Genomic DNA, 14,535 nt, shown 5'->3' on the forward strand with positions numbered 1-14,535 from the left:
TATCTTTACCCTTTCAACGCACGCAAATAATGATGGAGAATTTCTACAGATATTTTAAACGGGATATCAGTTGGTTATCATTCAACTACAGAGTCTTGCTTGAAGCAGAAGATGATACGCTTCCAATCTATGAACGGATTCGTTTTTTATCTATTTATTCTTCTAACCTCGAAGAATTCTATGAGATCCGTGTCGCCGAGCACCGGGGAGTGATCATGAAAAAGAACCTCTCCGAGGAAAGTGATCCGGAAGCTGAGAAGGTGCTTGCCGCTATCACCCAGGAAGTCAACCGACAGCAACGGGAATACTATCGCATCTTTTCGGAAAAGATCTTGCCCGATCTGAATAAACACAATATCTATCTGTATCAGGACAGTATACCGGAAGAGTTTCATAAAATATATATTCAAAACTTCTTTAATGAAGAAGTCTTTCCTTTTCTGGCACCCGTTATGATACAAGCCGGAGATATCCGAACGTTTATCCGTGACCGACGGCTATACCTTGTGGTGCGAATGGTGAAAAAGAAAAACATAGACAAAAATGATTCGCCTGAATATCATTATGCCTTAATGAAAATCCCTCATGCGAAAGTCCCTCGTTTCATAAACCTCCCCTCTCACAACGGACGGTTTTACATCATGTTTATTGATGATATTATCCGGGCCAACCTCTCTAGTATATTCCCGGGCTATCAGATAGATAGTTGTTATAGCATTAAAATATCAAGAGATGCCGATATCTATCTGGATGATGAGAAAGTACCGGATATCGCAGAAAGTATCCGTCAGAAAGTCAACAAACGCAAAGTAGGAGATCTGAGCCGTTTTATGTACGATCAGGCGATGCCCGACGACTTTCTTGCTTTCATCTGTAACGCTTTCGGCATCGAAAAAGATGATCTGGTGGTAGGAGGACGTTACCTGAATCTACAGGACTTAAGCAAATTACCCAATCCGTCGGGTCAATCTTTAGAACAACAAATCCCTGTTCCGATGCGCGTTCCTTTCCTGGACGAGATGAAATCGGTGATGAAAGCGATCAGGAAAAGAGATATCTTATTACATTTTCCGTATCAGTCGTTCGATTATCTATTGCGATTTATTATGGAAGCGGCTTTCGACCCTAAGGTCAAAGCGATCAAAATTACGCAATATCGTGTAGCCGAGAATTCTGCCGTAATTAATGCGTTGATCAGCGCTGCACAAAATGGGAAAAAGGTAACTGTTTTCGTCGAACTCAAAGCCCGTTTTGATGAAGAGAACAACCTCTATACAGCCGAGCGAATGAAACAGGCTGGCATTCGGATCATCTACAGTATCCCCGGATTAAAAGTGCATGCCAAAGTAGCCCTTATCCTGAGAAATGAAGAAGAAAACGGAAATAAAGGGAAAAACTATGCGTATTTGAGTACCGGAAATTTCAATGAAAAAACAGCCAAGATTTACTCAGATATGGCTCTCTTAACCAAAAACCCGGATATCATTGCTGATATTCAAAAAGTGTTCACCACGCTGGAAGGTCATCCGACCGATGGACTATTCAAACATTTATTGGTCGCCCGTTTTAACATGGTATCCGAGCTCCAACGTATGATCCAGCAGGAAATCGAACATGTCCGGCAAGGACGAAAAGGACGGATTATACTGAAAATGAATGGGCTTCACGATCAAAAGATGATCAACGCACTTTATCACGCCAGTGAAAACGGTGTGGAAATCGATCTGATTGTGCGTGGGATCTGTTGCCTGGTACCCAATCAACCTTATAGCCAAAATATCAAAGTTACCCGGATCGTCGACCTGTTTCTGGAGCACGCCCGTGTCTGGTATTTTTATAATGACGGGAAAAAGGATCTGTACCTCACATCAGCCGACTGGATGCGTCGTAACCTGAACAGGCGTATCGAGACAGCCTTTCCGATTCTCGACCAGACAATCAAAAAAAGGATTATCCATATCCTCGACCTTCAATTAAAAGACAATGTGAAAGCCTGTTTTATTGATGAAGAATTGCATAACAACTTTAAACGAGATAACAATCCCGTCAAAACCCGTTCACAACTGGCTATTTACGACTATTTAAAATCAGAGGAAATATAACGACGGGATCTTTTCCGGCAAATGTCCCGAACGTATCCGCCATTCCTGCGGATAAAGGTTGTTACTCCTGTTAACCAGATGTTTGACAAAACCTAAAGGTTGTTGCTCGTAAGTCAATAAAACATATCCTTTTCCGATCTCTTCGGGCAAAACAACCGATTCTTTTCTCAAAAAACGGATAGCCTGTTCCCATTCAAGCTCCTGAGAAGGGAAAGAGGATCGGTCAAAAGCCGTACTTAACGCCAATCCATGTATTGGCACACAATCTTTCCCTTTCACCTCCCCCAGCGGTACACCCGCCGACACGATCTTTAAACGATCGGCCAATTGACTATAAATCTCCATAAAACCCGAAGGGATAGCGACTAACGCCTCTTTCCGGTTTTCGATCTGAAACCTGTCTGCATTCAATAGCCAATCCGTTATCCCGGAAGGGATAATCGTTTTATTCTTTGTCTTCCTGTTTTTATTTTTCCGAACGGAAACCGGTCCGTCAGTTTTTTGCAAAACCGCCAGAAAGAAACCTTCTCCTCTGACTTTATGCGGAAAAAAGCGATAAACCGGATTGGCGTATTTGAGAGGTCCTGCCACCGCCCAATCCGAAGGAAAAGATACCGGAAGCACCTCTGCCCCCAACTCCTCCCGGATATACCGGATATTCTCTTCATTCTCTTCAACATTAAACGTACAGGTACTATAAACCAACAACCCGCCGGGTTTTAACGCTTCCCAGATATCATGGATAATCCTGCGCTGACGGGCAGCACATAAATCGACATTGTTTACACTCCACTCTTTGATGCTCTCGGGGTCTTTACGGAACATCCCTTCACCCGAGCAAGGAAGATCTGCTACAATCAGATCGAATAGATGACTCATTTCGCCGATCTCTGCCGGATCGTTATTCAGTACAATCGTATCGGGAGATCCCCATTTAGATATGTTTTCAGCAAGAATATAACTTCGGCTACGAATCACTTCATTACTGACCAACAGGCTGTTTTCGGGTAAAAGTGCTGCCAGATGAGTCGATTTACCACCCGGGGCAGCACATAAGTCGAGACAAACAACAGGTTCGGTGATATAGGCGCGTATCACCTGTTCAAGAAACATAGAAGAAGCCTCCTGTACATAATATCCTCCGGCATGAAACAACGGATCAAAAGTAAAAGCCAAACGTTCCGGTAGATAAAAACCTGTTTCACTCCACACCACTTTTTCCGATAAAGAGAACTCTTCAGATAGCTTATCTCTGTTCAAACGAATACTGACAGGAGAGTCTTCGTGTAAAGCATTTTCCAACGAATCATAATCGGCACCCAACAGCGCCTTGGTACGACGAATAAAATCAGGAGGAAGAATCATCTTTTCTGTTGTTTCAGGCAAAAATACTACATTTGCAGAAAAGTAACGGTATGCAAGCTTCTCTTTTCCTTATCCCTGTCACTTTAGGGGATACCCCCCACCACAAAGTGCTTCCCGAATATAACAGGGAAATTATTCTGCAAATCAAACATTTTATTGTGGAGAATGTGCGCACAGCCCGGCGCTTCTTGAAAAAGACAGACCCATCTATTGTCATTGACGAACTGACTTTTTACGAATTAAATAAACACACTTCACCCGAACAGGTATCGGGTTATCTGAGCCCTCTGAGCAGAGGAGAGCATGTAGGTGTCATCTCAGAGGCCGGATGTCCGGCCATCGCGGATCCCGGCGCAGATGTCGTCGCGATTGCACAGAAGAAAAAATACCCTGTCGTGCCCCTTGTCGGCCCCTCCTCGCTCCTCCTTGCTTTAATGGCATCCGGTTTCAACGGACAAAGTTTTGCCTTTCATGGGTATTTGCCGATCGACCCCACCGAACGGGTGCAGATGATCAAAAAACTGGAAGGGCGCATCTATTCGGAGAATCAGACACAGCTTTTCATTGAAACGCCTTATCGCAACAACAAACTGATAGAAGAGTTGATTCGAACCTGCCGGCCGTCGACCAAATTATGTATCGCTTCCGATATCACTTGTGAAGAGGAGTACATCCAGACACGTCCGGTAAAAGATTGGACAAACAAAATCCCCGATCTGAATAAGAAACCGACCATTTTCCTCGTTTATAAATAAAAGACAATATAAACTATGTATCAGGCACACGAAACAGCAGTGATCGATCCGGGATGTAAAATAGGAGATGGAACACGCATCTGGCACTTCACGCATATTATGACCGGTGCGGTAGTCGGCAATAACTGCAATATCGGTCAGAATGTTGTTGTCTCTCCCGAAGTGATTCTGGGGAATAATGTCAAAATACAAAATAATGTATCGGTATATACCGGTGTGATCTGTGAAGATGACGTATTTCTGGGACCCAGTTGCGTCTTTACCAATATACTGAACCCGCGCAGTGCAATCAGCCGGAAAGGAGAATATCTTCGGACCCATGTACGAAAAGGAGCATCGATCGGAGCAAATGCAACTATCCTCTGCGGACATACGATCGGAGAATATGCTTTAATCGGAGCAGGATCGGTCGTCACCAAAGAGGTTCTGCCTTATGCGCTGGTTATCGGAAACCCGGCAAAACAGGTCGGCTGGGTCAGCGAAGCCGGCTACCGGTTAATATTCAATGAAGAGAACCTGGCCATCTGCCCCGAAACAGGCGAGCAATACCAACTAAAAGACAATACGATCATTAAATTAACGTGAACTATACAACGTATAATCCTATGATTTAGATATTAATCATTTAGCCATCTTCATCAATTCATCAATCACCGCCTGATCATATCCCATCTCCTGTGCCTTCTCAAAATCGTTTATAGCTGAAGCCTTTTCATATTGCGCCAGTTTGATTTTGCCTCGAAGCACGTATAGCGACGCTGATGGTTCACTCTCTGCAAAGGCTTTATTCACATCCGCCATCGCACGAGCATTCTTCCCCATCATAAAATAAAGATCCGCCCGCCCTTCGTACAACAACCAGTCGCGAGGCTGCTCACTAATCAGATAGTTGTAAATCCGTTCACTATCCTCATAGTTCCCACGCATCTTTTCCAGGATCGCATGTCCCAACCGTCCACGTATCGACCGTTCGTTAGCTTGCAACAGTTGATCAAAATCCGCCTCCGCAGCCAGAAAATCCTTCTTTTGTAAATATACCAATCCCCGATAATACAACGCTTCCTGATGATCAGGTTCGTACAGTAATAATAAGGTATAATCGGCCAACGCCTTATCCGTCTCACCCATCTCGACATACAACGAGGCTCGGTTCTCCAGTATGGTCGCGTTCTGAGGCTGCCGGCTCAGTGCTGCGGTATAGGATATAAGCGCCTCTGCCCTTTTCCCCTGTCGGCGCTGAATCGTTCCCAGATTTGTCAATAACGCATAATTAGTCGGATTACCCGGTTCATTACGCATCGCTGCCTTCAGGCTCTCTTCAGCCGAGAACCAGTCTTCCTGCTCTACAAAGGTATAACTACGTTCTACCAGTTCCTCATACGTCTGTGCAAAACCGACCTGATGACCGCCCCCTAAAAAAACAACGATACAAAAACAATAGATCCAACGACTTCTTCTCATATACTCTACGATAGTGTGGAGCAAAACTACATAATATTTTCACGCTTCTTCTTTGAGATAAAAGAACTTTATAGGTTGATACATTTAATTAACGCAAATTTGAGAAAAAGTGAGAAAAACAGACGACTGTCATACTGCGAAAAACAGTTTTTGAAAAGTTCAAAAAAAAGAACAAAGCATTTGCAGGTTTAAAATAATTTGTACCTTTGCAACCGTATTAAAAACGGGATGTAGCACAGTTGGTAGCGCGCCACGTTCGGGACGTGGAGGTCGGACGTTCGAGTCGTCTCATCCCGACAGAAAGGATAAATAGATATGGTATTTATCCTTTTTTTATGCCTTCAATTGTCGGAGTATTCTAATAATTCCGGAACCGATCTGTTTACCTCAATCGACCGTATCACCTCCCACTTTTATATGTATCCCTTCCTTTTTTTTGCCATACAATTAATCGTCTACCAACTGTTAGACGATTCGGCCACAGTTGGTAGACGATAGTGAACCAATTGGTAGACGATAGTGACCCAACTGGTAGACGATTACCTCGTCAAGACAAAAAAAACAACAGATCCGAATCATTTAAAGAGGGGTTCTGCATCCTATACATATATTAATGTATAGCCTTACACCTAAGTTTTTTCTGATAAAATAAATGTATCCTGACTTGTCCGACTTTGTCTGAAAAAAGAAAATCACTTTCCTCCGGATGGGATTTTTTATATAAGCAGATGGGAATCACAGCGGTATCGCACTTATTTGTTTTTTAGTGTTTCGAAGCCCCTCTTTTTTTTTAATTTTATAACAAAAAATATGTATTTTTTTTGTTGGTTTGAAAAAAAAACAGGATATTTGGCACAAGAATGAATGGAAAATACCACATAATAGCCTGTTTTTTATGGGAGGATTTGACTTCTGCATAAGTCTGAGTTAATAGAAATACCGTTTCTTATTGGCTCTTTTTTATTTTACTTGAGCAGAAACAAGTCTTTTTTGTGTTGGTTCCATCTGTGAAATAAGTATGAAATATGTGTTTTATAAATCTAATATTAACCTTAAAATCTAAGAACGCATGAGTAACGCGAATTTTTGGAAAAAAGTGTTTTTGGGAGCTACTTTGTTGCTGTTCTGCTCGGGAACGATCCTGGCAGTCGACAAAGGTCATGCTACTGTAAACGTAGTTGACGGCACTCAACAGGGCCGTACAGTTACTGTTGTAGTATCAGATGCGATGGGTCCTATTATCGGAGCCAACGTTATGGTCAAAGGTACCACCATCGGTAATATTACCGATATGGACGGACGCGCTGTCATTGAAGGTGTGCCGGCCAACGCCACACTGGTAGTATCTTACATCGGTTATGTTGCCCGCGAGGTAGCAGCCGGAAATCAATCAAACATCAATGTCACTTTATCAGAGGACACACAAGCCCTGGATGAAGTAGTTGTTGTGGGTTACGGTACACAAGCTAAGAAGGACATTACAGGTTCTGTAGCGGTGGTAAATACTGAAGACTTGCAGGAGATACCTGTGGCTACAGTTGCTGAAGCTTTACAAGGTAGAGCATCAGGGGTGTACATTCAAACATCAGGAGCTCCAGGAGCATCCACTTCTATTCGTATTCGTGGGGTTGGGTCAGTAAATGATGCAGCACCTCTAGTCGTTGTAGACGGTGTATCTGGTGCGCCTATGGAATCTGTGAATCCGAATGACATCGAATCATTACAGATTTTGAAAGATGCTTCTGCAACAGCTATTTATGGAGCAAAAGGTGCGAATGGTGTAATCATCATCACCACCAAACAAGGTGATAAAGGTGGTCGCGTTCGCGTATCGTATGACGGATATGTGGGTACGTCTAAAATGGCGAACAGCGGATATGACGTATTGAATGGTTGGGAAGCGATGGAATTCGAAGCGTTAGGTATGGTGAACTTACGTGACGTAAGAGGTAAAACTCCTGCTGCTCACGCACAGTTCGGTGCATTAAATGACCAAGATCAACTTACAATGCCTTATGCTATTAAACCGGCTGGTTATTCAAAAGATCAGATTATTTCTCAATACGGTAGCGTAGATGCATGGGTTGCAGGTTACAAACCAAATGGAGGAAGTTCTTTTGCCCGTTCTGCTTATTACCAGATGTTGGAAGACGGTTATTCTGAAGCGGATGCCCGTAAAGGTACTGACTGGTACGACTTGGTGACTCAAAGTGGATTTATTCAGGATCACCAGCTTTCTGTATTAGGTGGACATGATAAAGGCTCTTACTCTATGTCAGTTGGTTATTCAAGCCGTGAAGGTACATTGAAATCTTCTTTCTTTGACCGTTATTCACTGCGTGCAAACAGTACATTCAGTCCGAATAAATACATCACTATTGGTCAGAATACAAACCTTTCTGTTATGGAAATGGGTGGTGACCGTGGTAACGGTGGTGAAGGTTCTGTTTATGCAAAGACTTATACTATGCAGTCTTGGGTACCTGTATATAACGTAGGCGGTGATCTTGCCGGATCTCAGGCTACTAATGGTGGTCGTGACGTATCTTCTGTATATATCGCTTCAGAACAAGCTGGAAGCTTTAATAGAAACTTCAGAGGTCAATCTTCTGTATTTGCTGAAGTAAAACCAATTGATGGTTTAACAGTTAAAACTCAGTTTGCTGCTACACTTCGTGGTGAAAACTATGGTAACTTCTATCCGGTGACTATTATGCACAATAAAGAAGGCCGTGGAACAAACGAATATACCGAAAGAATGCGTTGGTGGTTTGGCTACCAGTGGACCAACACAATAGCTTATACAAAAAAGATCAATGAAGATCAGACAATAAGCGTTGTTGCCGGTACGGAAGCATTGAAAGAAAACTTAGGTCGTTGGATTGAAGGTAATCGTAAAAACTTTGACTTTGAAGATGACCCAAATATGTGGATTTTAAGTAATGGTGGAACAGCGAATATGTCTGCTACAGGTGAAATGAACTCATACACCACTATGTTCGGATATTTCGGACGTGCTGACTATTCATATCAAGGTAAATACTTGGTTTCTGCTTCTATTCGTCGTGATGCTTCATCTCGTTTCTCTGAAAAGAACCGTTGGGGTACATTCCCTTCTGTCTCTTTAGGATGGCGTATGTCTGACGAAGCGTTTATGGAATCTACCCGTTCTTGGTTAGATGATTTCAAATTGCGTGCAGGTTACGGAACAACTGGTAACTCTAGTATTGGTGCTTATAACTATGCGTTCCAGTATGGTACAGGTAATAACTATTGGTATTCTATTAATGGTTCTGATGCAGGTGTTTATACCGGATACCATGTAACCAACTTAGGTGACGTGAATGCAAAATGGGAAACTGTTAAAACATTAAACCTTGGTTTTGATGCAACAGCATTAAATAACAAGTTGACATTAAGTTTGGAATGGTACAACCGTGAAACCAGCGATATGTTGGTGGATGCAAACTGGTCGGCATTGGCAGGTAGCCCAACTAGACCTAGAGTAAATATCGGTAATATGCGTAACCGCGGTATCGACTTCAGCGTAGGTTATCGTGACAAAATCGGTGATTTGCGTTATAACATCAATGCAAACCTTTCTACTTACAGAAATAAAATCACTAAATTAGGTGGTAGCGACTTGTTCGAAGGAACCCGTATCAGTAATATTTCGATTATGCGTGAAGGTCTTCCAATGGCTCAGTTCTTTGGATATAAAGTAGTTGGTATTTATAAGAGCGAAGAAGATGTATTGAACTACAAAAACTCAAAAGGTCAAACAATCCTTCCTTACGGAGCTTCAAGTTTGGAATCTTTAGATCCGAGTCAATATATCGGTCGTTACAAAATGGCTGATATCGATGATGACGGAATGGTAGGTTCTGATGACCGTACAGTGATTGGTAACCCGCATCCTGACTTCACTGGTGGTGTGAATATCTCTCTTCAGTATAAAAACTTCGACTTGAGCACATACCTGTATTTCTCTGTAGGTAACGACTTGTATAAGATGTTTGAATACTATACCCATTACGGTGCATTGCAGAGTAACTACTCCAAAGACCGTCGTGATAACTCATGGCATCCTGTAACTAACCCGAACGGTAAATACCCATTGTGGGCAGGAACAAGCCAGGAAGGTGCAGAAGCTGGTAACGAATCACACTCAATGTATATTGAAGACGGTTCATACCTGCGTATGCAAACACTTTCTTTAGGTTATACTTTGCCAAGAAGTATTACTGGTAAATTGGGATTGGAAAGACTACGCGTTTACGGACAGGTAGCTAACGTATTTACATTGACAGGTTACTCTGGTCTGGATCCTGAAGTTCGTCAGAACAGAACAGATGACAGACAAATGGGATTTGACTATGGTTCTTATGGAATGCCACGTCAATTTATCTTTGGTGTTAATGTTTCATTCTGATAAACATTTATATACAATTAAAAAAAATTCAGAATTATGAAGAAAATATATTTAGTAGCGGCAGTAATTGTCGGACTTACAATGGGTGCTTGTTCAGATTTTCTGGAAGTGGACCCGGTAGGGAAAAAATCGGAGAAAGACTATTATTCTCAGACTGGGATCGACCAGGTACTGGTAGGGGTATACGCCCGCTTCTTTACAGGGAATAGTTTTGCGAATGTCGTCACCAATTATGTCTATGGTGATGTAATGGCGGGTGATGCCAATAAAGGATCAAACTTTGCGGATCAGCCTGACTTTACCAGTTTGGAGTTGTATGCAATTACAACAGGGAACAGTTATTTGAACAGCAAATGGGAACGTTGTTATGACGGTGTTTTCCGTGCCAATACAGTAGAAAGCGTTTGTAACAAAACGAAAGATCAATTGGATGCGACTTACTATGCACATGCAACCGGACAAGCTGCTTTCTTCCGTGCTTACTATCATTTTGAGATTGTTAAGGTATTCGGTGCTGCTGTTCCTTACGTAGGTGTTGCTGATTATGAAGCAAATGTAAACCCACAGGTATCCAATGTGGATGAAGGTGGTAACTACGTCTATATCTGGGATAAGATTGCTGCTGACTTCCAATATGCTTATGATAATCTGCCTTCAGACTGGACACATAATGGTGAATTTGGTCGTGTAAATAAATGGGCTGCTGCTGCTTTCTTGGCAAAACTTAGAATGTACCAATCTTCTCCATATAATGGAACGAATGGTGGTTCAAACAAATGGGCTGAAGTAAAGACTATTCTGGAAAATGTAATGGCTAATGGTGTTGACCCAAAAGGAACAAAATATCAGTTGGCTAAAACATACGAAGAACTGTATACTGCTGGTGTAAGTGACTGGACAGGTGAATCTGTATTTGATGTTCAGAATTCATTGTCAGGATCTTCTGACCGTAACAGTACTGTAGCTGGTGGCGCTGCTGTTGGTATGAGTGGTGCGTTAGGTAACAGTGGTTGGGGATTCCTTCAACCGTCTTATGACTTGGTGAATGCACATATCGTAGATGAAAACGGATTGCCATTAATGGATGGATCTTTCCGTAAAAAAGCTCCGATTACAAGTTCTGCTCCAGAAATTGCTAATGAGCCGGAAACAGACCTGACGGTTTTTGTGGATCCACGTGTAGACTATACGGTTGGACGTTATGGAACTCCTTTCTTGGATTGGACTGTTTTAACAAAAACGGATGGTTGGATTCGTGAACCATCTAACGGTGGATATTATATCCATAAAAAACTGATCCCAAAGAAAGCGGATAATGGTTCGTTAAGTCTTTCGACTTCGGCTGCTTCAACAACGAAAAACTTCCACTTGGTACGTTATGCCGATGTACTGTTATGGTATGCTGAAGCGTTGATTGAAACAGGCGAACATACGAAAGCTGGTGAATATATCAATAAAGTACGTGCACGTGCAGCAAACAGCTTTGTAGAAGCTACAGATGCTGATTTAGTGCCAGCTACATCTCCTTATAAACTGGAAGATAAAGTGAACGGTAAAACCATAGATAATGCTGCTGGTAACTACCGTATCGGTTTATATCCTGCTTCTCAGTTTGCCTCTAAAGAGAAAGCAACTGAAGCTTTACGTTTCGAGCGCAGAATCGAGTTGGCAACAGAAGGTCATCGTTGGTACGACTTAACCCGTTGGGGTATTGCCCGTACTGAAATCAACAACTTTGTTGAATTTGAAAAGAATCATTTGAATAAGTACACAGGTGCTGAATCTTATCAGGATAAATGGGTGACATTACCTATTCCTTGGAATCAGCTTAACAAAATGCAAGATTTGCTTGTTCAGAATGAGAACTGGAAATAATATTAGATTTATCTTTTTTAGAAAGGGTGGCCAAAAGCCACCCTTTTTTAGTTTTAAAAATAGGCGGCAATAAGTCGCAATTAAACATTATCTACCTCATTATAATAAGTTTTTGCTTTTATACAATCATCTTTTTCACTTTTGTGATTTGCTGTTAAATAAAAAGGAGTCATCCTTGAGGACAACTCCTTTGACAATAAAATTACAGGAGATTAGTTCTTTGAACAATAAGCGGGTCCACCACACCTTTCACGGGCAATATTTTCTGCTTCTACATTTCCGTAATAATCAGGAACTTCTACAATGAAAGTCCCTCCTGATGATCCACACCAGCAAGTATACGACCCGCCACCCAGAATCTTCATCATTTCTTCTTTCTTCAAAACAGAACCTTGTTCTTTTAAAGCAATTTTTGTTAGCTTCTTCATGATTTCAATTTTTTAAGTAATTAATAAATAGTTATTTATCCATGGATTCGCCAAACCTAATTATTTGATTCATAAAAAGCAAGAAAAGTTGGTCACAGTTTGGTCACAGTTTGGTCACAAATCAATATCACCTCTGAAATTTGCGATGAAATGGATGTTTTAATTTTCATAACATTACTTTCTTTGTAACACTATTCTAGGACGAGACAAGACCTAAAAACAAAAAGAGATGGTGACAATTCACCATCTCTTTTTGTTATGATTGTATAATAATATGAGATTATTCTACATTTAACGTCACACGTTTGAAATCAACTACAGTAAGATCTTTATTCTGTTGTTTCAGATACTGTTCGATAGTCAATTTATTGTCTTTTACGAACTCCTGTTGTAACAATGTATTTTCTTTGTAGAATTTCTGCAACGCGCCTTCTGCAATACGATCTAACAGGTTTTCAGGTTTACCTGCCTGACGTGCTTTGTCGCGGGCAATCTCCATTTCCTGATCGATGATCTTCTGATCAACACCGTCTGCATTGACAGCAACCGGATTCATCGCAGCAATTTGCATGGCGATATCACGGGCAACCTGACGATCTACTTCCTGATTGAAAGCAACGATTGTAGCCAGTTTATTTCCCGGATGAATATAAGAAACAGCATAAGACCCATTTACTGTTTCATAGAAGCCTAGTTCCATCTTTTCACCTGTCACACCAATACGATCGGTAATATGATCCTGAATTGTACGATCTGCTAACGAAGAAGCTAATAAGGCCTCTAATGATTTTGGTTTTTTATCCATAGCGACATTCAGGATATCCTGAGTCAATGCTACGAATTCACCATTTTTAGCCACGAAGTCGGTTTCGCATTTTAAGGCAACGATTGCAGCAAAGCCACCATTTTCAGTAGCTAACACACAACCTTCTGACGCTTCACGATCCGAACGTTTTGCAGCAACAGCCTGTCCTTTTTTACGGATAATCTCCATTGCTTTATCGAAATCGTTATTTGCTTCTTCCAATGCATTTTTACAATCCATCATTCCAGCACCGCTCATCTTGCGTAGCTTGGAAATGTCAGCCATAGTAACAGCCATAATCTATAATTCCTTTCTTTAATTAATTATTCTTTTACTTCTTCAGCTTCATCCTGAACAGGGGTTTCTACAACCTCCTCTTGTGCCAAATCTTCAACAGCGTCTTCTTTCTTTGCGCTTTTTCTGATTGTTGACTTAGCTCTGCGCTCTCTTCTTGGAGCTTCTTCCTCACCGGTAGCATCGGTATCTACCTTTTCTGCTTTACGCTCTTCCAAACCTTCGCTCATCGCCTGACAAACAGCGCCAAGGATCACCTCAACAGATTTAGTGGCATCATCATTTGCCGGAATTACGAAATCAATGTTGCCCGGATCAGAATTCGTATCCACCATACCGAATACAGGGATACCTAAACGATTCGCTTCACGAACCGCAATATGCTCTTTCATCACGTCAACAACAAACAACGCAGAAGGTAGACGAGTCAGGTCGATAATAGAGCCTAATGTCTTTTCCAATTTTGCGCGTTGACGCGTGATCTGAAGTTTTTCTCTTTTTGAAAGATTATCAAATGTACCGTCTTTAGTCATCTTATCGATTGTAGTCATCTTTTTGATGGCTTTACGAATAGTCGGGAAATTGGTTAACATACCACCCGGCCAACGTTCAATCACGTAAGGCATACCGATAGAAGCAGCCTTATCAGCAACAACTTGTTTAGCTTGTTTTTTTGTAGCGACGAACAGCACTTTCTTTCCCTGACGAGCCAGGTTTTTCAATACTTCTGCTGCTTCGTCTACTTTAGCAACTGTTTTATATAAATCAATGATATGAATACCATTGCGCTCCATAAAAATATAAGGAGCCATTGCGGGGTTCCACTTTCTTTTTAAGTGTCCGAAGTGTACTCCGGCTTCTAATAACTGATCAAAATTTACTCTTGACATGGTTTTCTTTTAATTTTTCGTTTACTTTCTTTTGAATTCAACCATCAGGTAGTCCATCCACATTCCACATGTAAAAGAAATCCTGCTGATTTAGATACTAAACGTCTTGCTTTTGTAAGAAACTCACA

Annotated in this window: 10 protein-coding genes and 1 tRNA gene; 6 read left to right on the plus strand and 5 right to left on the minus strand. The window is 41.6% G+C overall.

What is annotated here, in order from left to right:
* Nucleotides 1-32: 32 nt before the first annotated feature.
* Nucleotides 33-2,102 carry an RNA degradosome polyphosphate kinase gene (locus M2135_RS04700; protein ID WP_280747495.1) on the plus strand — a complete coding sequence of 690 codons (2,070 nt, stop codon included), beginning with the start codon at nt 33-35 and terminating at the stop codon, nt 2,100-2,102.
* Here M2135_RS04700 and M2135_RS04705 read toward each other — a convergent pair.
* Nucleotides 2,088-3,467: an rRNA cytosine-C5-methyltransferase gene (locus tag M2135_RS04705; RefSeq protein WP_280747496.1), complete on the minus strand. Its 1,380-nt coding sequence runs from the start codon at nt 3,465-3,467 to the stop codon at nt 2,088-2,090. The genes M2135_RS04700 and M2135_RS04705 overlap by 15 nt on opposite strands.
* A 50-nt stretch (nt 3,468-3,517) precedes the next feature.
* Here M2135_RS04705 and M2135_RS04710 point away from each other — a divergent pair, with 50 nt between their 5' ends.
* Entirely contained in the window at nt 3,518-4,222 is a 705-nt protein-coding gene (locus M2135_RS04710) for an SAM-dependent methyltransferase (protein WP_280747497.1), read from the plus strand.
* Nucleotides 4,223-4,237: 15 nt separating this feature from the next.
* A complete protein-coding gene (locus tag M2135_RS04715; RefSeq protein ID WP_280747442.1) occupies nt 4,238-4,807 on the plus strand; it encodes an acyltransferase in 570 nt (189 codons plus the stop codon).
* 36 nt (nt 4,808-4,843) lie between these two features.
* Here M2135_RS04715 and M2135_RS04720 read toward each other — a convergent pair whose 3' ends face one another.
* Nucleotides 4,844-5,683, minus strand: a complete 840-nt coding sequence (locus M2135_RS04720) for a tetratricopeptide repeat protein (RefSeq protein WP_280747443.1) — start codon at nt 5,681-5,683, stop codon at nt 4,844-4,846.
* Between the two features lie 224 nt (nt 5,684-5,907).
* Between M2135_RS04720 and M2135_RS04725 the strand changes: the two genes are divergently transcribed.
* From M2135_RS04725 to M2135_RS04735, 3 genes are all read left to right on the plus strand, one after another.
* Nucleotides 5,908-5,980, plus strand: a tRNA-Pro gene (locus M2135_RS04725).
* A 772-nt stretch (nt 5,981-6,752) separates the two neighbouring features.
* Entirely contained in the window at nt 6,753-10,115 is a 3,363-nt protein-coding gene (locus tag M2135_RS04730; RefSeq protein WP_280747444.1) for a TonB-dependent receptor, read from the plus strand.
* A 36-nt stretch (nt 10,116-10,151) separates the two neighbouring features.
* Entirely contained in the window at nt 10,152-11,990 is a 1,839-nt protein-coding gene (locus M2135_RS04735) for a RagB/SusD family nutrient uptake outer membrane protein (protein WP_280747445.1), read from the plus strand.
* 212 nt (nt 11,991-12,202) lie between these two features.
* On the opposite strand, the gene M2135_RS04740 is transcribed toward M2135_RS04735, so the two are convergent.
* The 3 genes from M2135_RS04740 to rpsB all read right to left on the minus strand — a co-directional run bounded on the left by M2135_RS04740 (nt 12,203) and on the right by rpsB (nt 14,407).
* A complete protein-coding gene (locus tag M2135_RS04740; protein WP_280747446.1) occupies nt 12,203-12,418 on the minus strand; it encodes a TIGR04149 family rSAM-modified RiPP in 216 nt (71 codons plus the stop codon).
* Between the two features lie 280 nt (nt 12,419-12,698).
* Entirely contained in the window at nt 12,699-13,520 is an 822-nt protein-coding gene (gene tsf / locus M2135_RS04745) for a translation elongation factor Ts (protein ID WP_280747447.1), read from the minus strand.
* 26 nt (nt 13,521-13,546) lie between these two features.
* Nucleotides 13,547-14,407, minus strand: coding sequence for a 30S ribosomal protein S2 (gene rpsB, locus M2135_RS04750; RefSeq protein ID WP_280747448.1), 861 nt, complete (start codon nt 14,405-14,407; stop codon nt 13,547-13,549).
* Between the last annotated feature and the right edge of the window lie 128 nt (nt 14,408-14,535).

It is taken from the genome of Parabacteroides sp. PF5-9 (assembly GCF_029893105.1).
Lineage (GTDB): Bacteria > Bacteroidota > Bacteroidia > Bacteroidales > Tannerellaceae > JARXWG01.